A 23,285-nucleotide genomic window follows, 5' to 3' on the forward strand; every position below is an offset into this window, starting at 1 on the left:
GAGATTCTCGCTCTGTCAGGCGTAAGCCGCAGCCGGGGTAACCTTCCCAAGACGGAGGGCGTCCAGCGCGATCATTTTTTCTTCATTGGTAGGGATCACCGCACACGCCACGCGGGACGTATCGGCGCTGATGATGCGTTCACCCGCGCTGCCAGGCAGGGCGTTGCGGGTCTCGTCGAGGATGAGGCCAAAGACCTTGAGATGTTCTGCTACCAGCCTGCGGATGAGCGTAGAGTTCTCGCCAATCCCTCCGGTAAACACCACCCCGTCCAGGCGATGCAGCGACGCCGCGTGTCCGGCGATATGCCGTGCAATGCGGTGCACAAAGGTTTTTATCGCCAGCTGCGCCCGCGGATTTCCCTCGCGCCAGGCTTTTTCCAGCGTCCTGAGATCGGCGGAAATCCCGGAGATCCCCAGCAAGCCAGATTCTTTGTTAACCACACGCTCCAGATCCTCGAACGACTGGCCGGTTTGCTGGGCAATCCACGCCATCGCGCCAAAATCCACGTCGCCACAGCGCGTGCCCATCATCAGCCCTTCCAGCGGCGTCATCCCCATCGAGGTATCAACGCTTTTGCCATTACGAACCGCGCAAATCGACGCGCCATTACCCAGGTGGGCAATCACTAACCCGCTGTCGTCCGGCGAAAGCCCGAGAAGCGTATGCGCCTGCCCGGCAACGTAGCGGTGGGAAGTGCCGTGAAAACCATAGCGCCGCACGCCCAGCTCCTCAAAGTAGCGGTACGGCAACCCGTACAGATACGCCTGCGGCGGCAACGTCTGATGGAAACTGGTGTCAAACACCGCCACCTGCTGAACGTTCGGGAACAGGCGTTCCGCCGCTTCCACACCGCTTAAGTTGGCGTAGTTGTGCAGTGGTGCCAGAGAAGAAACCTGGCGGATCTCATTGATAACCTGCTCCGTGATAAGGGTAGACTCGCTGAAGCGTTCACCGCCGTGGGCAATGCGGTGGCCAATTAAGGCCACGCTGCTCATCAGGTCACGCTTCTCCAGCTCCAGGGCGATGGCAGCCAGCGCCCCTTCGTAGTCATGGTGAGCCAGTGTGGCTGGCTCACCCCCGTTCACGGAAATAAAGGCTTTTTCAGTATTGATACCGTCGGCAATGCCCGTCATCAGGGGATCGCAGCTGCTGGCATCGAGCACTGAAAACTTAACAGAGGACGAACCGCAGTTAATAACCAGTACAACCGGAAACTCAATCATGGTGTGACTCCGCTCTTCCTGAGCATTGATTTAGAACAGTTTGTAAACGATGTTCAGAATGGTCAGCAGGCCGACAACGGTGACGAAGATGTTCTCGGGTCTGCCCTTATACTTCGCCATTGCCGGGGCTTTGCGGATGGCATACATCGGCAACAGACACAGCAGAGAAGCGATGATGGGTGCTCCCATGGCCTCAATAAGGTCCAGAATGTTCGGGTTGGCATACGCGACAACCCAGGTGGAGCCCATGATGAAGACCATGCTGATGGTGTTCAGTTTGCCCACCGAGACCTTCTTCTTATCGCCCTTGTACCCGAACTTCAGGATCAGGCCGTTCAGCCCTTCCAGCGTGCCCAGATAGTGGCCGAAGAAAGATTTGAAGATTGCGACCAGCGCGATGATAGAGGCGCCGTATTCCAGCACCGTCGCAAACGTCGATTTGGTGCCTGACATCGACGCAAAATGGTTCGCCAGATAAGAGAGCACCGGAATGTTCTGCGCTTTGGCATCAGCCATGTTCTGCGGAGAGAGCGTAAACAGGCAGCTAAAGGCGAAGAACATCACCACGGCGACCATCAGCAGGCTGGCGCGGCCGATGATTCTGGAGCATTTCTGCTCGGTGAAGTCTTTACCGAACTCCGGTTCGTACTCTTCGCGCTTGGAGACCACAAACGAGGAGACAATCGGCGAGAAGTTAAAGGAGAAGACCATGATGGAGATCCCCAGCCACACCGTCACCAGAATGCCGTCATGGCCGGTGAAGGCGATATCGCTCAGGTTAACCTGGTCGATCACCGCCGAGTTCCAGTAAGGGATCAGCGACAGGGAAATCAGCACCAGACTGGCGATAAACGGGAATACCAGATAGCTCATGACCTTCACCATCAGGTCTTTACCGAACCAGATCACAAAGGCCATCAGCAGCAGCAGGAACAGCGCCACCACGCCGCGGTTTAGCGCCGGCATCTGGAGCTGGTTTTCCCAGAAGGTCATAAAGGTGTTGGTAATGGTGACGCCGTAAATCCACAGTAGCGGGCAAATGGCGAAGAAGTAGAGGAACGTGATGACCACTCCGCCTGTTTTACCAAAATGCTCCTCCACCGTTTCGGTGATATTGCCGGAAACGTTGCTACCGGACAGGCACAGACGCGCCAGCGCGCGGTGGCAGTAGAACGCAATCGGGAACGCGAGAAGCAGCATCAGCAGGATAGGGATCAAGCCGCCGAAACCTGCACGTATAGGGAAGAACAGCACGCCTGCGCCAATGGCGGTACCAAACAATCCCAGCGTCCAGGTGGTGTCTGACTTACGCCAGGAGGACGTTTTTGTCTGGCCAACGATAATGCTTTCAGTGTTGCTCATAGGTCATCCTTATGCGTCAACGAAGCCGGTAATTTGGGAAACACGAGAGAGATCGATATTGCCGCCGGAAATAATGCAGACGGTTTTGCGCCCCTGAATATAATGGTCGAGCTTGCCGCTCAATAACGCCGCGCAGGCCAGCGCCCCCGCCCCTTCGGTCACCACTTTGTTTCGCTGAATTAACGCAATCATACTGTTACGAATATCGTCTTCGCTGACCAGCACAATGTCGTCGACTAATTCACGAACAATTTCGAAGGTTAATTTACCCGGACGAGAAACGTCGCAGCCGTCTGCTAATGTGCCGGTAACCCGATGGTTAATAATTTCACCTGCCTGATACGACGCCGCCATGCCGTGAACGTTTTCAGACTGTACGCCGATAATATTAATGGTCGGGTTAATCGATTTTATTGCCGTTGCGATGCCAGCAATTAACCCGCCACCACCGATCGGCACAATGACGTTATCCACATCGTATAAATCTTCGAGAATTTCGAGGCCGATCGTGCCCTGGCCGGCGATCACTTTTGGGTCATCATAAGGCGGGATAAAAATACGCCCTTCCATCTCAACGATTTCGCTCACTTTGGCGATCGTGTCGTTGAAGTTCTCGCCGTGCAGCACCACTTCCGCCGAGTAGTCACGCGTGGCGGCAACTTTGGATTTTGGCGCGCCCATCGGCATCACCACTTTGCCGTCGATGCCGAGCATGGCACAGGAAAGGGAGACGCCCTGCGCATGGTTTCCCGCAGAGCAGGCCACAACCCCTTTACGTCTTTCAGCATCGGTCAGCGAGCTTAATTTATTGAACGCGCCGCGAATTTTGAAGGAGCCGGTACGCTGCATATTTTCAAACTTCAGAAAGATTTCACCCTTACAGCGTTCGCTGAGATAATTCGAGCGCGGCATGCCGGTTTTATATATCTTTCCTGCCAGTCGTTTTCTGGCGTCCTGAATATCTTCAATGGTTACCGGGAGATCGTAGGTAATATGCATAATATCCTCGTTATAATAATTCATTCTTTTCGGGCAAAGTCAGGGTATCAGAGCACAGCTAAAATAAGCTCTGGGGTGTTTTTCAAAAAATAGGCAGTACTTATTTGGAAATTAATTATTCATCGTCGTCGTTCACTGGTCAGTGACGCATATTGTTTCGCCAGCTCAACTAACACTGACGCTGATTTTTTAATTCTGTAATTTTTTGACCACACGGCGGCATAGCGTGCCACCGGTAATTCATCTTCCACTGGCAGCACAATAAACTGGTCTGAACCGAACGGCGCAATCATGTCGCGGGGGATCACCGTCAGGTAGTCGGCATTGAGGACAAGGTTATAAATGGTGACGACGGAATCGGTCTGGACGATGTTTTCAATACTGATGTGGTTGTCTTGCAGGGTGGTCAGAAGTTCTTTGTAGTAGCCCATGTCGGTTTGCGGCATCACCCACTGCTCATGGGTGAGCGATGCCAGTGTCGTCGGGGCGGTGCACGTTCGTGATTTGCTGGCCACCAGCACAAATTCAGACTCGAACAGCGGTTCGACATGCAGATCCTGCAGCAGCATTTCATCACTCAGCGTGCCGATGGCAAAGTCCAGCCGCCCGTCACGAATGGCGGGAAGGAAAGAAGAGAGCTGCGCTTCATACATGGAGACCCGCGCTTTCGGGAACACTTCCTTGAATTTTTTGATCATTTCAGAGAGGAACGTGAAGCCAATCAGTGAGGGATAACCAAACGAGACGTCCATGACGGTGCTGAAACTGAGGCTGTTAATCTCGCTCACCATGTTTTTCATCTCACGGGTGATCGACTCTGAGTACGAGAGCAGAACCTGGCCCGCCGCCGTCAGTTTTACGCCCGTGTTTTTACGCACCATCACTTCCACACCGAAGTAAGATTCGATATCACTGATAATTTTGCTGACGGCGGGTTGCGTCAGACCCAGTTGTCTTGCTGCAGAACCTATGGAGCCACTTTTAATGACTTCCTGAAATACCACGAGGTGCTGTGTTTTCGGTAGAATAATAGTGTTCATAATATTCTGCGCTTATTTCCCTATGACGGGGTGGATTCTACTCAATATTGTTTCAGGGGGTATGTGCTGTTACTCACAATTTGTCTTTTCGCACCCTTACCAGGAACTACCCAACCCCATTAAAAACCTTTTAAATCAATAAAATACAACCAATCAAATACGCTATCACGCTGATATTGATCAACAAAAATGGCGGTAATAAATTTATTTTATGGCGATAACCCGGATAAATTTCGCTGCGTTTAAAAAATCAATAAAGACTATCTTTCAGGCAATTAAAGAACAATAAATAACCATTATTCATGTGAAACATTCTTTCAGTTTTTCGAAATTTACGGGCGTAATTTGACAGAGGTTCGGGAAAGAGTGGAATACATCACACATTTTTAGGGTGAATGTTTTTAATTTCAAAATATACATATCAAATAAGAAAACATTCGGGATCATCCAGTTAACATTCATAACAAATTAATCATACTCAGAATTCAGGATTTTTTAGCGGTAAATTTTGTGATAGCGATCAGGATTAGACAGCAGAGCGGCAATGAATGAAGAAAATAGTGAAATGTGCTTAATGTCGCAAATATGAGAATTGGTGTCGTTTGGGGAGGGGCCGGGTGGCGCTGCGCTTAACCTGCGTACATGCCCCATTAAGCAAAAACCCCGCCGAAGCGGGGTTCTCTAAGAAGTTGAAGCTGACCGATGAGCCGCGTTCTTTCATAGAAAGCGGAGTGGACAGTCATTCATCTCTTTTAGCGCAGATAGCAAAAACCCCGCCGAAGCGGGGTTTTCTAAGAAGTTGAAGCTGACCGATAAGCCGGGTTCTGTCGTGGACAGTCATTCATCTAGGCCAGCAATCGCTCACTGGCTCAAGCAGCCTACCCGGGTTCAGTACGGGCCGTACCATGTGAACCCCTATTTGGCCTTGCTCCGGGTGGAGTTTACCGTGCCACGGACTGTTACCAGCCGCGCGGTGCGCTCTTACCGCACCCTTTCACCCTTACCTGATCCCACTTGCGTGGGCCATCGGCGGTTTGCTCTCTGTTGCACTGGTCGTGGGTTTCCCCCCCAGGCGTTACCTGGCACCCTGCCCTATGGAGCCCGGACTTTCCTCCCCTCCGCCCGTCTCCACCCGAAGGTGGACGACGACGAAGCGGCGACTGTCTGGTCAGCTTCGGCGCGCAGTATAGTGGGTTTGCACGCCGCTGTCACCCTTGGTTGTAGGGAAGCCGAAATTAACGGGAGACTTCCACCTTCGCCAGTTTTTCGTAGTAGCACGCAATGGCACTGTGGTCAGCGGTGCCCAGGCCATCGGCACGTAGCGCCTGCATCATCTCCATGACGGCGGCGGTCAGCGGCAGTTGGGCCCCTACGCCGTGAGAAGTGTCCAGCGCGTTAGCCAGATCTTTAATGTGCAGGTCGATACGGAAACCGGGTTTGAAGTTACGATCCATCACCATCGGCGCTTTAGCGTCCAGCACCGTGCTACCCGCCAGCCCACCGCGGATCGCCTGGTAAACCAGATCCGGGTTGACGCCCGCTTTGGTGGCCAGAGTGAGCGCCTCCGACATGGCGGCAATATTCAGCGCCACAATCACCTGGTTTGCCAGCTTGGTTACGTTACCCGCGCCAATCTCCCCGGTGTGCACCACGGAACCGGCCATCGCTTTCATCAGATCGTAGTATTTGTCGAAAATCGCCTTATCGCCGCCGACCATGACCGACAACGTGCCGTCGATGGCTTTCGGTTCACCGCCGCTCACCGGGGCATCGAGCATCTCGACGCCTTTCGCTTTCAACGCCTCGCTGATTTCCCGGCTGGCCAGCGGTGCGATGGAGCTCATGTCGATCAACACAAGGCCCGGCTTCGCGCCGTCGATAATGCCGTTCTCACCCAGCGCGACCTCTTTTACATGGGGAGAGTTTGGCAGCATGGTGATAATGACATCGCACTGCTCGGCAATGGCTTTGGCTGTGGTGGCGGTTTCTGCGCCAGCCGCCATCACTTCGGCCACGGCCTGCGAATTATGGTCTGAAACCACCAGGGAGTATCCTGCTTTGATGAGGTTTTTACTCATTGGTTTGCCCATAATGCCGAGGCCAATAAAACCCACTTTCAGCGTCATAATCTGTTTTCCTCAAGATGGTTATTTTTTAAAAGCGTCCGCTAATTTCTGCGTCGCAGAACGGAATACGCCGAGGTCGCTGCCGACGGCAACGAAGGTCGCGCCCCACTCCAGATAGCGGCGTGCGTCTGCTTCAACCGGCGCCAGAATGCCACACGGTTTGCCGTGCGCTTTGGCGCGGGCAAAGATGTGCTGGATGGCGCGCTGCACATCCGGGTGACCCGCATTGCCCAGGTGCCCAAATGCGGCCGCCAGATCGCTTGGGCCGACAAAAATACCGTCCACGCCCTCGGTGGCGGCGATGGCATCCACGTTATCGACACCCTGCTGACTCTCAATCTGTACCAGAATGGTGATGTTGCTGTTGGACTGCGCAAAGTAGTCCGGTACGGTGCCAAACATGTTGGCGCGATGCGAAACGGAGACGCCGCGGATCCCTTCCGGCGGATAGCGTGTTGACGCCACGGCCTGTGCCGCCTCCTCCTGCGTTTCGACAAACGGGATCAGGAAGTTGTAGAAGCCGATATCCAGCAGGCGCTTGATGATCACCGGCTCGTTCGTGGGGACGCGGACCACCGGCGCGCTCTGGCTGCCTTTGAGCGCCATCAGCTGCGGAATAAAGGTGCTGATATCGTTCGGCGCATGCTCGCCATCAAGCACCAGCCAGTCGAACCCCGCCAGACCCAGCACTTCGGTGCTGATTGGGTTTGCCAGTGCGGACCAGCATCCAATTTGAATCTGGTGCGCCGCAAGCGCCGCTTTAAATTTATTTGGGAAGATAGCGTTATTCATCGTATTTACCTTTTTAATTCCGCAGCCCTGGTCAGTATACTTATTACCAGCGTTATATTTATTCTCTATTTCGGCGTGATAAAATCGTCATTCAGTATAATCGCCGCTTTCCGGCAGCACATTGTTTTAATGCTCAAGTGTTACGCTCTGTTTCAATAATATTTTGAGCATATGCACAAACCACTGGGCGCTGATGCACAGAATCAGCCATTACTGGTTCGGGAGCGATCGCGATCACATTCTCACGCTCTGTCTCCTGACATGCTCTATTTTCGCAAGCTGCGTTTTTATTTTTGCCATAAGAAAATTGGCTGTATTAATTATCAGATTCTTTGCTGGAGAATATTGAACAATGGCCGACATTGAAATTCGACAAGCGTTGCCGACGGCGTTCTATATAAAAGTTCACGACACGGATAATGTGGCAATTATTGTGAACGACAATGGCTTAAAAGCCGGAACCCGCTTCCCGGATGGCCTGGAGCTGATTGAACATATTCCGCAGGGGCATAAAGTGGCGCTGGTGGATATCCCGGCCCAGGGTGAAATCGTGCGTTATGGTGAAGTCATTGGCTATGCCGTCCGTGCCATTCCGCAAGGCAGCTGGATTGATGAGTCTCTGGTCGAGCTGCCAGAAGCCCCACCGTTGAACACCCTGCCGCTGGCGACCCGTGTCCCGGAGCCGCTGCCACCGCTGGAAGGGTACACCTTTGAAGGCTATCGCAACGCAGACGGCAGCGTTGGAACCAAGAATCTGCTCGGCATTACCACCAGCGTTCACTGTGTGGCAGGCGTGGTGGATTACGTGGTGAAACTCATTGAGCGCGATCTGCTGCCAAAGTACCCGAACGTTGATGGCGTGGTGGGGCTGAATCACCTTTACGGCTGCGGCGTGGCGATCAATGCCCCTGCGGCCGTGGTGCCAATCCGAACTATTCACAATATCGCCCTGAACCCGAACTTTGGTGGCGAAGTGATGGTGATAGGCCTGGGTTGTGAAAAGCTACAGCCTGAGCGCCTGCTGCAGGGCACCGAGGATGTAAAAGCCATTCCGGCCGATGAGGCCAGCATTGTACGTCTGCAGGACGAACACCACGTTGGTTTCCGTTCGATGGTTGACGATATCCTTGAGGTTGCAGAGCGTCATCTGGCTAAACTCAATACGCGTCAACGTGAGACCTGCCCGGCTTCCGAGCTGGTGGTTGGTACACAATGTGGCGGCAGCGATGCGTTTTCCGGCGTGACCGCCAACCCGGCGGTGGGTTATGCCTCCGACCTGTTTGTTCGCTGCGGGGCCACGGTGATGTTCTCTGAAGTGACAGAAGTGCGAGATGCCATCCATCTACTCACGCCACGCGCCATCAACGAAGAGGTGGGCAAACGCCTGCTCGAAGAGATGGCCTGGTACGATAATTACCTCGATATGGGAAAAACCGACCGCAGCGCCAACCCCTCTCCGGGGAACAAAAAAGGGGGCCTGGCGAACGTGGTGGAAAAAGCGCTCGGCTCTATCGCCAAATCCGGTCAAAGTGCCATTGTAGAAGTCCTCTCGCCGGGCCAGCGCCCAACGAAACGCGGTTTGATCTACGCGGCAACCCCGGCCAGTGACTTTGTTTGCGGCACCCAGCAGGTGGCTTCCGGCATTACGGTGCAGGTCTTTACCACCGGACGCGGTACGCCGTACGGCCTGATGGCGGTGCCTGTGATTAAAATGGCCACCCGCACTGAGCTGGCTAACCGCTGGTATGACTTAATGGACATTAACGCAGGCACCATCGCCACCGGGGAAGAGAGCATAGAAGAGGTAGGCTGGAAGCTGTTCCACTTTATTCTGGATGTGGCGAGCGGCAGGAAGAAAACCTTCTCGGACCAGTGGGGGCTGCACAATCAGCTGGCGGTGTTTAACCCGGCACCGGTGACGTGATAGCCCCTCACCCTGCCCTCTCCACAGGGGAGAGGGTTAGGGTGAGGGGAGAAACTACCCTTTCACCAACACCACATCGATCCCGCTTTTACGCAACCCATCCAGGCTCTCCGCCGGGATGCCTTCGTCGACAATAATCATATCAATCCGTTGTGTATCAATGATTTTATGCAGGCTCGAGCGGTTAAATTTGCTGGAGTCGGTCACGACAATAATACGCTCTGCCACTTCGCACATCCGGCGGTTGAGGCGCGCCTCGTCTTCGTTGTGCGTGCTCACACCGCGATCGAGATCGATGGCGTCAACGCCCAGGAACAAAAGATCGAAGTGATAATTCTGCAATGACTGCTCCGCCTGGTCGCCATAGAAGGATTGCGACTGACGGCGCAGATGCCCGCCTGTCATCAGCAGTTCCACTCCTTCCGCTTCCAGCAAAGCGTTCGCGACGTTCATGCCATTGGTCATGGCAATCACATCCGTGTGCTGGCGCAGCATTCGGGCAATTTCAAACGTTGTGGTACCCGAATCCAGAATGATGCGATGCCCTGGCTTTACCAGTTCTGCGGCAACTTTCGCGATGCTGCGCTTCACGGCAGTATTCAGCGAGCTTTTATCTTCAACGGAGGGTTCAACGCCCGGCACATTGCCTTCGCAAATCAACGCGCCACCATAGGCGCGAACGGCGATACCTTGCTTCTCCAGAAAAGCCAGATCGTTGCGGATCGTGACCGTCGACACGCCGTATAAATGGGAAAGATCGTTAACCTGTACGCTTCCCTGCGCCCGCAACCGCTGAATGATCTGCTCTCGCCTTTCACTGGTGCCGGTGATGCGCTTTTCCGCGGAGGAATCAGTGCTGCTCATACGCGATCCTTTATAAATAAACTTTCGTTTCATTTCGTTTTGCCTATTAAGGCCTTTCTTTTAGGGGAATGCAAGCCCCATATGCCGTTCTTACCCTCCCCTTCCCGACGCTGAAACCTTTCATTGCGTTTCTTTTGTGAAACAGATCGGAAAACTATTATCTTTCGTTTTATTTTTATACCACCATAATGCAGTATCAAATGAAACAAAACGAAAGATGAATGCCATCACCATCCGAAATGGAGAGGAAAGTGAAACATCTGACTGATATGGTGGAACAACATAAACGGGGGAATACAAACGGGATTTATGCCGTCTGTTCCGCACATCCATTAGTACTTGAAGCTGCAATTCGTTACGCCCATTCGCAACAAACGCCGCTGCTGATTGAAGCCACCTCAAACCAGGTCGATCAGTTTGGCGGTTACACCGGCATGACGCCCGCCGACTTTTACGGGTTCGTCCGCAAGCTGGCGGACTCTCTTGGCTTCCCCGCGTCGCAGATGATCCTCGGCGGCGACCACTTAGGGCCAAACCGCTGGCAACACCTGCCCGCGCAGGAAGCGATGTCCAATGCTGACGATCTTATTAAAAGCTATGTCGCAGCCGGGTTCAAAAAGATCCACCTCGACTGCAGTATGTCCTGCGAGGATGATCCGGTTCCTTTGACCGACGCGATCGTCGCCGAACGCGCGGCACGTCTGGCGAAAGTCGCCGAACAGACCTGCCGTGAACAGTCTGGTGAATCCGATCTGGTCTATGTCATTGGCACTGAAGTCCCCGTGCCGGGTGGCGCGCACGAAACGCTTACCGAGCTTGAAGTCACCACGCCGGACGCGGCTCGCGCGACGCTTGAGGCGCATCGTCATGCGTTTGAAAAGGAAGGGTTAGGTGACATCTGGCCACGCATTATTGGCCTGGTGGTTCAGCCTGGCGTGGAGTTCGACCATGCGCACGTCTGTGACTACCAGCCGCAAAAAGCCCATGCCCTGAGCACCATGGTTGAAGCCTACGATACGCTGGTTTTTGAAGCGCACTCTACCGACTACCAGACGCCACAGGCGCTTCGCCAGCTGGTAAAGGACCACTTCGCCATTTTAAAAGTCGGCCCGGCCCTTACCTTCGCTCTGCGTGAGGCACTCTTTGCGCTGGCTGCCATAGAAGAAGAGCTGCTGCCAGCGAAAGCCAGCTCGGGCCTGCGTCACGTGCTGGAAACCGTGATGCTCGATCGGCCGGAATACTGGCAAAGCCACTACCATGGCGACAGCAACGCACGCCGCCTGGCGCGTGGCTACAGCTACTCTGACCGCGTACGCTACTACTGGCCGGACAGCCAGATTGACGATGCCTTTGAACGTTTGGTGCGTAACCTGGCGGACGAACCGCTACCGTTGCCGCTGATTAGCCAGTATTTGCCGTTGCAGTACAGCAAAGTTCGCGAGGGGGCTCTCAAGTCAACGCCGCGAGAACTCATCATCAACCACATTCAGGACATACTTCAGCAGTACCACGCCGCCTGCGAAGGCGTAACGACTCAGCATGCATAATTAAAAAGAGGAAAAAGCTATGCCAAACATTGTCTTATGCCGAATTGATGAACGTCTGATCCACGGTCAGGTGGGCGTGCAATGGGTGGGGTTCGCGGGGGCGAACCTGGTACTGGTCGCGAATGACGAGGTGGCAGAGGATCCGGTTCAACAGAACCTGATGGAAATGGTGCTCGCGGAGGGGATCGCCGTGCGTTTCTGGTCTTTGCAAAAAGTGATCGACAACATTCATCGCGCCGCTGACCGCCAGAAAATTCTGCTGGTCTGTAAATCTCCCGCTGATTTTCTGAAGCTGGTTGAGGGGGGCGTGCCCATCACCCGTATCAACGTAGGAAACATGCACTACGCCAGTGGCAAACAACAAATTGCCAAAACGGTATCTGTAGACGCGGACGATATCGCCGCCTTCAACGGCCTGAAAGCGGCCGGGGTGGAATGCTTCGTTCAGGGCGTTCCAACAGAGACTGCTTTGGATCTCTTTAAACTGCTTTGAGGGATTCACAATGGAAATCAGTCTGTTGCAGGCTTTCGCGCTGGGGCTTCTCGCCTTTATCGCGGGTCTGGATATGTTTAATGGCTTAACACACATGCACCGTCCGGTCGTACTCGGGCCGCTGGTTGGCCTGATCCTTGGCGATCTGCACACCGGGATTTTAACCGGCGGGACGTTAGAGCTGGTCTGGATGGGTCTGGCACCGCTCGCGGGCGCACAGCCGCCAAACGTCATTATCGGCACCATCGTCGGGACCACGTTTGCCATCACCACAGGCGTGAAACCGGATGTCGCCGTCGGGGTCGCCGTGCCGTTTGCCGTCGCGGTACAGATGGGAATTACCTTCCTCTTCTCGGTAATGTCCGGCGTGATGTCCCGCTGCGATCGCATGGCGGCTAATGCAGATACCAACGGCATTGAACGGGTTAACTATCTGGCTCTGCTGGCACTTGGCCTCTTCTATTTCTTGTGCGCATTTCTGCCCATTTACTTTGGTGCGGAGCACGCGAAAACCGCCATTGATGTGCTGCCGGAGCGCCTGATTGATGGCCTTGGCGTCGCGGGCGGCATCATGCCTGCCATTGGCTTTGCCGTGCTGCTCAAAATAATGATGAAAAACGTCTACATCCCCTACTTCATTATCGGTTTTGTCGCTGCGGCCTGGCTCAAGCTTCCGGTTCTGGCGATTGCCGCTGCCGCGCTGGCCATGGCTTTGATAGACCTGATGCGTAAATCACCTGAACCGGCGGCGCCTGCAGCCCAGAAAGAGGAATTCGAAGATGGCATCTAATCACACAACATTACCGGGCGTGTCTGAAAGCGAAGAGACGCTGCTGACCGGCGTCAATGAAAACTTCTACGAAGACCAGAGCATCGGTGCCGAACTGACCAAAAAGGACATCAACCGCGTCGCCTGGCGTTCTATGCTGCTGCAGGCCTCATTCAACTATGAACGTATGCAGGCCTCCGGCTGGCTTTACGGGTTACTGCCTGCGTTGAAAAAGATCCATACCAACAAGCGCGATCTGGCACGCGCCATGAAAGGTCACATGGGGTTCTTTAATACCCACCCGTTCCTGGTGACCTTTGTTATTGGCATTATTCTGGCGATGGAACGCTCCAAACAGGATGTAAACAGCATCCAGAGCACCAAAATTGCCGTCGGTGCGCCGCTTGGCGGCATTGGTGACGCCATGTTCTGGCTGACCCTGTTGCCTATCTGCGGCGGTATCGGCGCCAGCCTGGCGCTGCAAGGTTCGATTCTGGGTGCGGTGGTGTTTATCGTGCTGTTTAACGTGGTGCATCTCGGCCTGCGTTTTGGCCTGGCGCATTACGCTTACCGGATGGGTGTCGCAGCCATTCCGTTGATCAAAGCCAATACTAAAAAGGTCGGCCATGCGGCTTCCATCGTCGGGATGACGGTAATCGGTGCGCTGGTGGCAACCTATGTTCGTCTCAATACCACACTCGAAATCAAAGCCGGGGATGCGGTCGTTAAACTGCAGGCTGACGTTATCGATAAGCTGATGCCTGCGTTTCTGCCGCTGGTCTACACCCTGACCATGTTCTGGTTAGTGCGTCGTGGCTGGAGCCCGCTGCGGCTGATTGGTATCACCGTGGTGCTGGGTGTTGTCGGTAAATTCTGTCACTTCCTGTAAAAACAAAGAGGTTGCGATGTTAGGCATTATTTTGACGGGTCACGGTGGATTTGCCAGCGGGCTTGAGCAGGCTATGAAGCAAATCCTCGGCGAGCAGCCGCAGTTTATCGCCATCGATTTTCCGGAAACCTCCACCACCGCGCGGCTGACAGCGGAGCTTGAGCAGGCGGTGAGCGAGCTCGATGCCCGGCACGATATTGTGTTCCTTACCGATCTGCTGGGCGGGACGCCGTTTCGCGTTGCTTCTACGCTCGCTATGAAAAGACCGGGCAGCGAAGTGATCACCGGCACCAACCTGCAATTGCTGCTGGAGATGGTGCTCGAACGTGAGGGTCTGAGCAGCGAAGCGTTTCGTCGGCAGGCGCTGGAGTGTGGTCACCGTGGTCTGACGAGCCTGGTAGATGAGCTTGGCCGCTGTCGCGAGGAAGCTCCCGCTGAGGAAGGGATATGAGTCAGCTACTGCGCGCGCGGCGGGTACTGACCGAACAGGGCTGGCTGGATGACCACCAGCTTCGTATCGAGAACGGCGTTATCACGGCGATTGAACCTGTCCCTGCGGGGGTTAACGCTCGCGATGCCGGGCAGCTTTGTCCGGCGTACATCGATATTCACGTTCATGGTGGCATGGGTGTGGATGTGATGGATGACGCCCCCGATGCGCTGGACGTTTTGGCTCTTCATAAAGCACGTGAAGGCGTCGGGGCATTTTTGCCCACGACGGTCACCGCGCCGATGGAGGCGATTCACGGCGCACTCACGCGGATCGCCCGACGCTGTCAGTCAGGCGGCCCTGGCGCGCAGATTCTGGGCAGCTATCTGGAGGGCCCGTACTTTACGCCGCAGAACAAAGGGGCGCATCCGCCTGAACTGTTTCGTGAACTGGATATCGCCGAGCTGGACGCGTTGATTGCGGTATCGCACAACACGCTGAAGGTGGTGGCACTGGCACCGGAAAAGCCCGGCGCGCTACAGGCCATTCGCCACCTGAAGCAGCGGGGTATCCGTGTGATGCTGGGCCACAGTGGCGCCACGTACGAGCAAACCCTCGCCGCCTTTGACGCCGGTGCAGACGGACTGGTGCACTGCTTTAACGGTATGACGGGGCTGCATCACAGAGCGCCGGGTATGGTCGGTGCCGGGCTGACGGACAAACGGGCGTGGCTGGAACTTATTGCCGACGGTCATCATGTTCATCCGGGCGCCATGCGTATATGTAGCTGCTGTGCGAAGGACCGCGTGGTGCTGATTACCGATGCCATGCAGGCGGCAGGTATGCCGGACGGGCGGTATATGCTCTGTGGCGAAGAGGTCACAATGCACCACGGCGTAGTGAAAACCGTCTCCGGCGGGCTGGCGGGAAGCACGCTGTCGCTGGATGCCGCCGTCAGGCATATGGTGGAACATGCGGGTGTGACAGCAGAAGAGGCTATTCATATGGCTTCGCTGCATCCTGCCCGCCTGCTGGGCATTGATCATCAGCTTGGCTCCTTAGCGCCAGGGAAACGCGCCAATATTATTGCGCTGGATGATGGTTTACACCTTCAGCAGATCTGGATTCAGGGCCAGGCTCTCCCCCTTTAGCCCTTTTATTGTGTCTCCTTTTGGCTTTATGGCGCCAAACCGTAAGGCCTTTCTTTTCCTTTCCTTAAGTTTACCCTTTCCTTTCGCGATCACACTTTTCGTTTTATTTCTTTTCTTTCATTGAACTTTCGATTTCTTTTCTATAGATTTTATTTAACTGCTTAAGTGAACAAGTGAAACGAAACGAAAGATAGCGACACATTTGCCAGCGTCTGATGTGGAATTCACACGACTAAGGATTGAGTTATGCCACAGATCACCCCCACCGCCACCACCGGCACCTGGACCGAAGAAGAGATCCGCCAGCAGCCTGCCAGCTGGATCCGCTCGCTCCACAACATCGATAATTTGCGCTCCTCGATTGACAGTTTCCTGACGCCACTGCTGCGTAAGCACGATCTGCGGATCGTACTGACCGGCGCGGGCACGTCCGCGTTTATAGGCGATATTATTGCGCCATGGCTTGCGAGCCACACCGGGAAAAACATCTGCGCCGTTCCGACAACCGATCTGGTCACAAACCCGATGGATTACTTCAGCCCTGCACATCCGCTGCTGCTGATCTCATTTGCCCGTTCCGGTAACAGCCCTGAGAGCGTCGCCGCCGTTGAGCTGGCCAATCAGTTCGTGCCGGAGTGCTACCACCTGTCGATCACCTGTAACGAGGCGGGAAACCTGTATCAGAGCGCTATCGACAGTGATAACGCCTGTGCCCTGCTGATGCCTGCCGAAACGCACGATCGCGGTTTCGCGATGACCAGCAGTATCACCACCATGATGGCAAGCTGCCTGGCCGTATTCGCGCCAGAGACGATCAACAGCAACACCTTCCGCGACGTGGCCGATCGCTGTCAGGCGATCCTCACCTCACTTGGTGATTTCCGCCATGGCGTATTTGGTAACGAGCCCTGGAAACGGATCGTCTACCTGGGAAGCGGTGGCCTGCAGGGGGCGGCACGCGAATCGGCGCTGAAGGTACTGGAACTGACCGCGGGCAAGCTGGCGGCATTCTACGATTCCCCAACGGGGTTCCGTCACGGGCCTAAGTCGCTGGTAGATAACGAAACGCTGGTGGTGGTGTTTATCTCCAGCCATCCGTATACGCGTCAGTACGATCTGGATCTTCTGGCCGAATTGCGTCGCGATCGCCAGGCCCTGCGCGTTGTCGCCATCGCCGCTGAAAACGATCCGGTGATTGAAGCGGGCCCGCACATCCTGCTGCCGCCTTCACGCCCGTTTATTGATATGGAACAGGCGTTCTGCTTCCTGATGTACGCCCAGGTCTTTGCGCTGTCCCAGTCCCTCAGCGTGGGCAATACACCCGATACGCCATCCGCCAGCGGCACGGTCAACCGCGTGGTACAGGGCGTTGTTATTCACCCGTGGCAGGCTTAAGAGGATCGCATCATGAGCATTATCTCAACGAAATATCTTCTGCAGGACGCACAGGCAAAAGGCTACGCCGTGCCGGCGTTTAACATCCACAACGCAGAGACGATCCAGGCGATCCTCGAAGTGTGTAGCGAGATGCGATCGCCAGTGATCCTCGCAGGCACGCCGGGCACGTTCAAACATATTGCCCTGGAAGAGATCTACGCCCTGTGCAGCGCATATTCATTAACTTACGACATGCCGCTGGCGCTGCATCTCGATCATCACGAATCCCTCGACGATATTCGTCGCAAGGTTAACGCTGGCGTGCGTAGCGCGATGATCGACGGCAGCCACTATCCGTTTGAACAAAACGTGAAGCTGGTGAAATCGGTAGTCGATTTCTGCCACCTCAACGACTGTAGCGTCGAGGCTGAGCTGGGCCGTCTGGGCGGCGTGGAAGATGACATGAGCGTCGACGAGGAGAGTGCATTTCTCACCGACCCGCAGGAAGCGAAACGCTTTGTCGAACTGACCGGCGTGGATAGCCTCGCCGTCGCCATCGGCACCGCACATGGCCTGTATACCAAACGCCCTAAAATTGACTTTCAGCGCCTGGCCGAGATCCGCGAAGTGGTCACCGTGCCGCTGGTGCTGCATGGCGCGAGCGATGTGCCGGATGAGGATGTACGTCGCACCATCGCGCTGGGTGTGTGCAAAGTCAACGTGGCGACCGAGCTGAAAATCGCCTTCTCTGACGCAGTGAAAGCCTGGTTTGCTGAAAACCCGCAGGGTAACGATCCGCGTTTTTATATGCGGGTCGGAATGGATGCCATGAAAGAGGTGGTCAGAAGCAAAATTACCGTGTGTGGCTCGGCAAACCGCTTGCTGCTTCCGGCAGAAGCCTGATGAAAAAGGATCTTACCCTGATGAAAAAAATCCTCACCCTATCCATGCTTGCCCTGTGTGTTTCCCATAGCGCGATAGCAGCGAATTACTCCCTTAATAACGACAACATTGCCCTGTCATTTGATGACGCGAACTCGACGGTCGTGGTGAAGGACACCAGGGCTAATCATCCGCTGACGCCGCAGGAGCTGTTCTTTCTGACGCTGCCGGACGAGACTAAAATTCACACGGCGGATTTTAAGGTCAAAGATGTCGAAAAACAGGACAGTGGAATTGTCGTCGACTTCACCCATCCTGACTTTAACGTGACGGTGAAGTTGAACCTGGTGAAGGGCAAATACGCCAGCATCGACTACACCATCGCCGCCGTCGGGCAGCCACGGGATGTGGCGAAAATCACCTTCTTCCCGACCAAAAAGCAGGCTCAGGCACCTTACGTAGATGGGGCAATTAACAGCTCGCCGATTATCGCAGACTCGTTCTTTATCCTGCCGGATAAACCCATCATTAACACGTACGCCTATGAAGCGACGACCAACCTCAATGTGGAGCTGAAAACCCCCATTCAGCCGGCAACCCCGGTCAGCTACACCACCTACTTCGGTACCTTCCCGGAGACCAGCCAACTGCGCCGTAGCGTAAACCAGTTTATCGATGTCGTGCGTCCGCGTCCGTATAAACCTTACTTACACTACAACAGTTGGATGGATATCGGCTTCTTTACCCCGTACTCCGAGCAGGATGTGCTGGGGCGGATGGACGAATGGAACAAGGAGTTTATTGCCGGGCGGGGTGTCGCGCTGGATGCTTTCCTGCTTGACGATGGTTGGGATGACCTGACCGGGCGCTGGCTGTTCGGCCCGGCTTTCAGCAAAGGTTTTGGCAAGGTACGGGAGAAAGCAGACAGCCTGCACAGCTCTGTTGGCCTGTGGCTCTCGCCATGGGGCGGATATAACAAACCGCGCGATACGCGCGTCTCGCATGCAAAAGAGTACGGTTTCGAAACAGTAGACGGGAAGCTGGCGCTGTCAGGCCCGAACTATTTTAAGAACTTTAATGAGCAGATCGTTAAGCTTATCAAAAACGAGCACATTACCTCGTTCAAGCTCGACGGGATGGGTAATGCCAATTCGCATATTAAGGGCAGCCCGTTCGCCTCGGATTTTGACGCCTCTATCGCACTGCTGCATAACATGCGCAGCGCCAATCCGAATCTGTTTATTAACCTGACGACCGGTACCAATGCCAGCCCATCCTGGCTGTTCTACGCCGATTCCATCTGGCGTCAGGGAGACGACATCAACCTGTACGGCCCCGGCACACCGGTGCAGCAGTGGATGACCTATCGCGATGCGGAGACGTATCGCTCTATTGTGCGTAAAGGTCCGCTATTCCCGCTGAACTCCCTGATGTATCACGGGATCGTCAGCGCGGAGAATGCGTATTACGGTCTGGAGAAGGTGCAAACGGACAGCGATTTTGCTGACCAGGTCTGGAGCTACTTCGCCACCGGCACCCAGTTGCAGGAGCTGTATATCACCCCTTCAATGCTCAACAAGGCGAAGTGGGATACCCTGGCGCAGGCTGCCAAATGGTCCCGGGATAACGCCAGTGTGCTGGTGGATACCCACTGGATTGGCGGAGACCCAACGGCGCTTGAGATCTACGGCTGGGCGTCGTGGAATAAAGACAAAGCCATTTTTGGATTACGAAACCCGTCGGATAAACCGCAAAGCTATTATCTGGATTTGACGAAAGATTTCGAAATCCCGACCGGAGACGCGACGCCGTTTAGCCTGAAAACGGTCTATGGCAGTAACGCCACGATACCGGCAGAGTATAAAAACGCGGTGGTGATTACCCTCAAACCGCTGGAAACGCTGGTGTTTGAGGCGATGCCTGTTCACTAATCGTAGGCCGGGTAAGGCGCAGCCGTCACCCGGCAAAATAAGCACGCAGGGGCTTACTCCCCCTGCTGCTCCAGCGCATATTTATAGAGCGCATTCTTCTTCACGCCGTGGATTTCTGCCGCCAGTGCTGCCGCTTTCTTAAGCGGCAATTCAGCCTGTAGCAGTGCCAGAGTACGCAGCGCATCGGCAGGCAGTGCGTCCTCCTCCGCTTTATGCCCTTCGACAATCAGCACCATCTCACCCTTGCGACGGTTTTCGTCCTCTTTTACCCACGCCAGCAGTTCGCCGACCGGCGCGCCGTGAATGGTTTCCCAGGTTTTGGTCAGCTCGCGCGCCAGCACCACGTAGCGGCTCTCTCCCCAGACGGTCACCATATCTTCCAGGCTTTCCAGCAGGCGATGCGTGGATTCGTAGAAAATCAGCGTACGCGGTTCAGCTTCCAGCTCTTTTAACACGTCACGGCGGCCTTTGGATTTGGCGGGCAGGAAACCTTCATAGCAGAAACGATCGGATGGCAGGCCCGCTGCGCTCAACGCAGCAATCGCAGCACACGGTCCTGGCAGAGGGACCACCCGGATCCCGGCTTCACGGCAGGTACGCACCAGATGGTAGCCCGGATCGTTAATCAGTGGCGTACCGGCGTCAGAGACGAGCGCAATGTTCTGCCCCTCTTTGAGCTTCGCCACCAGCGTTTCTGCTTTTTGCTGCTCATTATGATCGTGCAGGGCGAAGAGACGAGCGTTAATCGCAAAGTGTTGCAGCAATAAACCGGTATGCCGGGTATCTTCAGCGGCAATTAAATCAACAGCTTGCAATACGGTCAGCGCACGTTGGGTAATATCAGACAAATTCCCGATAGGAGTAGGTACAATATAAAGCTGGCCTTGAGAATTCTCTGCCGTTTCGTGTTGTTTCATTGTTTCGTCCGTATTGCCGATTTAATATTGAGCATTGCGTAAAAAAAATCACTGGATACAGTATGGTACCGTTAACGTTTCTTCGAAAAAAAGCCACGCGCAGCGTGCCGCTTCTGCTGGCAGCCCTGATCTTTGCAGGCTGTGGCACCCAGGCACCTGACCAGAGCACGGCCCATCTGCAGGGATCCGCTCAGGCTGATTCTGGCTTTTATCTGCAACAAATGTCGCAAAGCTCAAATGATACCAGGATCAACTGGCAATTACTCGCCATTCGTGCACTGCTGAAAGAGGGCAAAACCCAGCAGGCCGCCGAACTGTTCAACCAGCTTCCGCACGAGCTTAACGATGCCCAGCGTCTTGAGCAGAGCCTGCTCTCTGCCGAGCTGAAAGTCGCGCTGAAAGATTATGCCGCCGCGAAAAAGATCCTTGGCGACATCGACGTAAGCGCACTGGATAAAAATCAGCAGGCCCGTTTCTGGCAGGCGGGGATTACCGCTGAGCAGGGACGCCCTTCCCTGACGCTGCTGCGGGCGCTGATCGCCCAGGAGCCGCTGCTCGGCGGTGCGGACAAGCAGAAAAATATTGATGCCACCTGGCAGGCGCTCGCCTCAATGACCCAGGAACAGGCGCAGGCGCTGGTCATCAATGCTGATGAAAACGTGTTGCAGGGGTGGCTTGATCTGCAACAGATGTGGTTTAACAACCGCAGCGATCCAAACATGCTGAAAGCCGGTATTACCGACTGGCAAACGCGCTACCCACAAAACCCGGGCGCGAAAATGCTGCCGACACAGCTGGTGAACGTGCAGAACTTTAAGCCTGCCTCCACCAGCAAAATCGCCCTGCTTCTGCCGTTGAACGGCCAGGCGGCGGTATTTGGCCGCACCATTCAACAAGGTTTTGAAGCGGCGAAAAACGGTACCACGCCAGTGACCGGCAGTGCAGTTCCGGCGCAGGCAGCTCAGGCGGCAAACGTGAACGACGTTGTCAGCCCTTCCGCCGCGGAAACCAGCGACCTGACCACAGCACAAACGCCGCCGCAGGGGACGATGCAGAACCCGGTGACGGCACCGACCACACCAGCGGCCGCAGCACCCGCGCCTGCGACTCCGGTAGAGACACAATCCGCACCGGCGACGGAGCCTGCGACAGCGGAGCAACCTCAACCGCAGACCACTGAGCCCGTAGCACAACCTGCCGCCCAGCCACAGGCCGTAGCCACCACCAGCGCTAACCCGGGCGCTGAGCTGAAAATCTACGACACCAGTTCTCAACCGCTCGATCAGGTTCTGGCGCAGGTGCAACAGGACGGTGCCAGCATCGTTGTGGGTCCGCTGCTGAAAAACAACGTTGAAGAGTTGATGAAGAGCAACACTGCGCTGAACGTGCTGGCGCTCAACCAGCCTGAACAGGTTCAGAACCGCGCCAATATCTGCTATTTCGCCCTCTCTCCGGAAGATGAAGCCCGCGATGCGGCGCGTCATATTCACGAGCAAGGGAAACAGTCTCCGCTGCTGCTGATCCCTCGCAGTACGCTGGGCGATCGCGTCGCCAACGCCTTTGCCGAAGAGTGGCAGAAGCTGGGCGGCGGCATCGTGCTGCAGCAGAAATTCGGCTCCGTCTCTGAACTGCGCGCGGGCGTTAACGGCGGCGCGGGTATTGCGCTTAACGGCAGCCCGGTGAGTGCAAGCCTGCCACAGCAGCAGAGCGTGACGATTGGCGGTCTGACCATCCCTGCCCCACCTACCGATGCGCAGATTAGCGGTGGCGGTAAAGTGGATGCGGCCTATATCGTCGCTACGCCACAAGAGATTGCCTTCATCAAGCCGATGATCGCCATGCGTAACGGCAGCCAGAGCGGCGCCACGCTCTACGCCAGCTCTCGCAGCGCACAAGGCACCGCAGGCCCGGATTTCCGCCTGGAGATGGACGGCCTGCAATACAGCGAAATTCCGATGCTGGCGGGCAGCAATCCGGCCCTGATGCAGCAGGCGCTGAGCGCAGTCCGTAACGACTACTCACTGGCGCGTCTGTACGCGATGGGCGTCGATGCCTGGACGCTGGCGAACCACTTTACCCAAATGCGTCAGGTGCCGGGCTTTGAGCTAAACGGCAATACCGGCGATCTGACGGCCACTCAGGATTGCGTGATTAACAGGAAGTTATCATGGCTCAAATACCAGCAGGGACAAATCGTCCCGGCCAGTTAAGCCGTAAAGAGACCGGCGACGCCTGGGAATTAAAAGCGCGTCGCTGGCTTGAGGGCAAGGGACTGCGCTTTATCGCCGCTAACGTTCGCGGACGTGGCGGCGAAATCGATCTGATCATGAAAGAGGGTCAGGTCATTGTGTTTGTGGAAGTACGCTACCGACAGTCTTCCCGTTTTGGCGGTGCTGCCGCCAGCGTGACACCCGCCAAACAACATAAATTATTACAGACTGCCCACTTGTGGCTTGCCCGCCATAATGGGAGTTTTGATACTGTGGATTGCCGGTTCGATGTGTTAGCCTTCACCGGAAACGAGATCGAATGGCTGAAAAACGCTTTTGGCGAAGACGCATAATTAAG

At 55.2% G+C, this 23,285-nt stretch carries 20 protein-coding genes and 1 other RNA gene; 12 read left to right on the plus strand and 9 right to left on the minus strand.

Going from position 1 to position 23,285, the window contains the following annotated elements:
* Positions 1-15: 15 nt before the first annotated feature.
* The 7 genes from tdcD to garL all read right to left on the minus strand — a co-directional run bounded on the left by tdcD (position 16) and on the right by garL (position 7,543).
* Entirely contained in the window at positions 16-1,224 is a 1,209-nt protein-coding gene (tdcD, locus tag ACQG19_RS21780; protein ID WP_102752156.1) for a propionate kinase, read from the minus strand.
* A gap of 30 nt (positions 1,225-1,254) precedes the next feature.
* Complete coding sequence (gene tdcC / locus ACQG19_RS21785; RefSeq protein ID WP_013098878.1) at positions 1,255-2,586, minus strand: threonine/serine transporter TdcC; 1,332 nt, start codon at positions 2,584-2,586, stop codon at positions 1,255-1,257.
* 9 nt (positions 2,587-2,595) lie between these two features.
* A complete protein-coding gene (tdcB, locus tag ACQG19_RS21790) occupies positions 2,596-3,585 on the minus strand; it encodes a bifunctional threonine ammonia-lyase/L-serine ammonia-lyase TdcB (RefSeq protein ID WP_038983796.1) in 990 nt (329 codons plus the stop codon).
* Positions 3,586-3,704: 119 nt separating this feature from the next.
* Entirely contained in the window at positions 3,705-4,625 is a 921-nt protein-coding gene (gene tdcA, locus ACQG19_RS21795; protein ID WP_038983586.1) for a transcriptional regulator TdcA, read from the minus strand.
* 797 nt (positions 4,626-5,422) lie between these two features.
* Positions 5,423-5,801: RNase P RNA component class A (gene rnpB / locus ACQG19_RS21800), an RNA gene on the minus strand.
* 59 nt (positions 5,802-5,860) lie between these two features.
* The gene (gene garR, locus ACQG19_RS21805) at positions 5,861-6,751 is read right to left on the minus strand and encodes a 2-hydroxy-3-oxopropionate reductase (protein ID WP_013098882.1); all 891 of its coding nucleotides are present in this window, start codon (positions 6,749-6,751) and stop codon (positions 5,861-5,863) included.
* 21 nt (positions 6,752-6,772) lie between these two features.
* A complete protein-coding gene (gene garL / locus ACQG19_RS21810; protein WP_013098883.1) occupies positions 6,773-7,543 on the minus strand; it encodes a 2-dehydro-3-deoxyglucarate aldolase in 771 nt (256 codons plus the stop codon).
* 352 nt (positions 7,544-7,895) lie between these two features.
* Between garL and garD the strand changes: the two genes are divergently transcribed.
* The gene (garD, locus tag ACQG19_RS21815) at positions 7,896-9,467 is read left to right on the plus strand and encodes a galactarate dehydratase (RefSeq protein ID WP_095440076.1); all 1,572 of its coding nucleotides are present in this window, start codon (positions 7,896-7,898) and stop codon (positions 9,465-9,467) included.
* Between the two features lie 54 nt (positions 9,468-9,521).
* Here the strand turns inward: garD and ACQG19_RS21820 are convergent, their stop codons facing one another.
* A complete protein-coding gene (locus ACQG19_RS21820) occupies positions 9,522-10,331 on the minus strand; it encodes a DeoR family transcriptional regulator (RefSeq protein WP_013098886.1) in 810 nt (269 codons plus the stop codon).
* Positions 10,332-10,570: 239 nt separating this feature from the next.
* Between ACQG19_RS21820 and kbaZ the strand changes: the two genes are divergently transcribed.
* The 9 genes from kbaZ to ACQG19_RS21865 all read left to right on the plus strand — a co-directional run bounded on the left by kbaZ (position 10,571) and on the right by ACQG19_RS21865 (position 19,800).
* Positions 10,571-11,878 (plus strand): tagatose-bisphosphate aldolase subunit KbaZ, encoded by a 1,308-nt coding sequence (gene kbaZ, locus ACQG19_RS21825; RefSeq protein ID WP_246932448.1) that lies wholly within the window; start codon positions 10,571-10,573, stop codon positions 11,876-11,878.
* Positions 11,879-11,897: 19 nt separating this feature from the next.
* Positions 11,898-12,371: a PTS N-acetylgalactosamine transporter subunit IIB gene (gene agaV, locus ACQG19_RS21830; protein ID WP_013098888.1), complete on the plus strand. Its 474-nt coding sequence runs from the start codon at positions 11,898-11,900 to the stop codon at positions 12,369-12,371.
* Between the two features lie 10 nt (positions 12,372-12,381).
* Positions 12,382-13,161 (plus strand): PTS N-acetylgalactosamine transporter subunit IIC, encoded by a 780-nt coding sequence (agaW, locus tag ACQG19_RS21835; RefSeq protein ID WP_038983591.1) that lies wholly within the window; start codon positions 12,382-12,384, stop codon positions 13,159-13,161.
* The gene (gene agaE, locus ACQG19_RS21840; protein WP_058680262.1) at positions 13,151-14,029 is read left to right on the plus strand and encodes a PTS N-acetylgalactosamine transporter subunit IID; all 879 of its coding nucleotides are present in this window, start codon (positions 13,151-13,153) and stop codon (positions 14,027-14,029) included. The genes agaW and agaE overlap by 11 nt, the downstream gene beginning before the upstream one ends.
* Before the next feature lie 16 nt (positions 14,030-14,045).
* Entirely contained in the window at positions 14,046-14,480 is a 435-nt protein-coding gene (gene agaF / locus ACQG19_RS21845; RefSeq protein ID WP_029883376.1) for a PTS galactosamine/N-acetylgalactosamine transporter subunit IIA, read from the plus strand.
* On the plus strand, positions 14,477-15,610 hold the full coding sequence (gene nagA, locus ACQG19_RS21850; RefSeq protein ID WP_222169054.1) for an N-acetylglucosamine-6-phosphate deacetylase: 1,134 nt from the start codon (positions 14,477-14,479) through the stop codon (positions 15,608-15,610). Before agaF ends, nagA begins: the two co-directional genes overlap by 4 nt.
* Positions 15,611-15,856: 246 nt before the next feature.
* Positions 15,857-17,005: an SIS domain-containing protein gene (locus tag ACQG19_RS21855; protein ID WP_045293584.1), complete on the plus strand. Its 1,149-nt coding sequence runs from the start codon at positions 15,857-15,859 to the stop codon at positions 17,003-17,005.
* Positions 17,006-17,017: 12 nt separating this feature from the next.
* Positions 17,018-17,890 carry a tagatose-bisphosphate aldolase subunit KbaY gene (kbaY, locus tag ACQG19_RS21860; protein ID WP_214453204.1) on the plus strand — a complete coding sequence of 291 codons (873 nt, stop codon included), beginning with the start codon at positions 17,018-17,020 and terminating at the stop codon, positions 17,888-17,890.
* 20 nt (positions 17,891-17,910) lie between these two features.
* The gene (locus ACQG19_RS21865; protein ID WP_246932446.1) at positions 17,911-19,800 is read left to right on the plus strand and encodes an enterotoxin; all 1,890 of its coding nucleotides are present in this window, start codon (positions 17,911-17,913) and stop codon (positions 19,798-19,800) included.
* Positions 19,801-19,853: 53 nt separating this feature from the next.
* On the opposite strand, the gene rsmI is transcribed toward ACQG19_RS21865, so the two are convergent.
* The gene (gene rsmI / locus ACQG19_RS21870; protein ID WP_013098896.1) at positions 19,854-20,717 is read right to left on the minus strand and encodes a 16S rRNA (cytidine(1402)-2'-O)-methyltransferase; all 864 of its coding nucleotides are present in this window, start codon (positions 20,715-20,717) and stop codon (positions 19,854-19,856) included.
* 62 nt (positions 20,718-20,779) lie between these two features.
* On the opposite strand from rsmI, the gene ACQG19_RS21875 reads away from it, so the two are divergent.
* Complete coding sequence (locus tag ACQG19_RS21875; RefSeq protein WP_038420689.1) at positions 20,780-22,927, plus strand: penicillin-binding protein activator; 2,148 nt, start codon at positions 20,780-20,782, stop codon at positions 22,925-22,927.
* Positions 22,885-23,280, plus strand: a complete 396-nt coding sequence (locus ACQG19_RS21880; RefSeq protein WP_013098898.1) for a YraN family protein — start codon at positions 22,885-22,887, stop codon at positions 23,278-23,280. The genes ACQG19_RS21875 and ACQG19_RS21880 overlap by 43 nt, the downstream gene beginning before the upstream one ends.
* The last annotated feature ends 5 nt before the right edge of the window (positions 23,281-23,285 follow it).

This window comes from Enterobacter cloacae complex sp. 277I4, assembly GCF_050031465.1.
Lineage (GTDB): Bacteria > Pseudomonadota > Gammaproteobacteria > Enterobacterales > Enterobacteriaceae > Enterobacter > Enterobacter cloacae.

Coding starts and splice junctions, on each gene's coding strand:
- agaV (WP_013098888.1), top strand. CDS start 11,898: ATGCCAAACATTGTCTTATGCCGAATTGATGAACGTCTGATCCACGGT.
- tdcC (WP_013098878.1), bottom strand. CDS start 2,586: ATGAGCAACACTGAAAGCATTATCGTTGGCCAGACAAAAACGTCCTCC.
- agaE (WP_058680262.1), top strand. CDS start 13,151: ATGGCATCTAATCACACAACATTACCGGGCGTGTCTGAAAGCGAAGAG.
- nagA (WP_222169054.1), top strand. CDS start 14,477: ATGAGTCAGCTACTGCGCGCGCGGCGGGTACTGACCGAACAGGGCTGG.
- ACQG19_RS21855 (WP_045293584.1), top strand. CDS start 15,857: ATGCCACAGATCACCCCCACCGCCACCACCGGCACCTGGACCGAAGAA.
- kbaZ (WP_246932448.1), top strand. CDS start 10,571: ATGGAGAGGAAAGTGAAACATCTGACTGATATGGTGGAACAACATAAA.
- ACQG19_RS21820 (WP_013098886.1), bottom strand. CDS start 10,331: ATGAGCAGCACTGATTCCTCCGCGGAAAAGCGCATCACCGGCACCAGT.
- ACQG19_RS21865 (WP_246932446.1), top strand. CDS start 17,911: ATGAAAAAAATCCTCACCCTATCCATGCTTGCCCTGTGTGTTTCCCAT.
- ACQG19_RS21875 (WP_038420689.1), top strand. CDS start 20,780: ATGGTACCGTTAACGTTTCTTCGAAAAAAAGCCACGCGCAGCGTGCCG.
- agaW (WP_038983591.1), top strand. CDS start 12,382: ATGGAAATCAGTCTGTTGCAGGCTTTCGCGCTGGGGCTTCTCGCCTTT.
- garD (WP_095440076.1), top strand. CDS start 7,896: ATGGCCGACATTGAAATTCGACAAGCGTTGCCGACGGCGTTCTATATA.
- agaF (WP_029883376.1), top strand. CDS start 14,046: ATGTTAGGCATTATTTTGACGGGTCACGGTGGATTTGCCAGCGGGCTT.
- tdcD (WP_102752156.1), bottom strand. CDS start 1,224: ATGATTGAGTTTCCGGTTGTACTGGTTATTAACTGCGGTTCGTCCTCT.
- ACQG19_RS21880 (WP_013098898.1), top strand. CDS start 22,885: ATGGCTCAAATACCAGCAGGGACAAATCGTCCCGGCCAGTTAAGCCGT.
- rsmI (WP_013098896.1), bottom strand. CDS start 20,717: ATGAAACAACACGAAACGGCAGAGAATTCTCAAGGCCAGCTTTATATT.
- kbaY (WP_214453204.1), top strand. CDS start 17,018: ATGAGCATTATCTCAACGAAATATCTTCTGCAGGACGCACAGGCAAAA.
- tdcA (WP_038983586.1), bottom strand. CDS start 4,625: ATGAACACTATTATTCTACCGAAAACACAGCACCTCGTGGTATTTCAG.
- garL (WP_013098883.1), bottom strand. CDS start 7,543: ATGAATAACGCTATCTTCCCAAATAAATTTAAAGCGGCGCTTGCGGCG.
- tdcB (WP_038983796.1), bottom strand. CDS start 3,585: ATGCATATTACCTACGATCTCCCGGTAACCATTGAAGATATTCAGGAC.
- garR (WP_013098882.1), bottom strand. CDS start 6,751: ATGACGCTGAAAGTGGGTTTTATTGGCCTCGGCATTATGGGCAAACCA.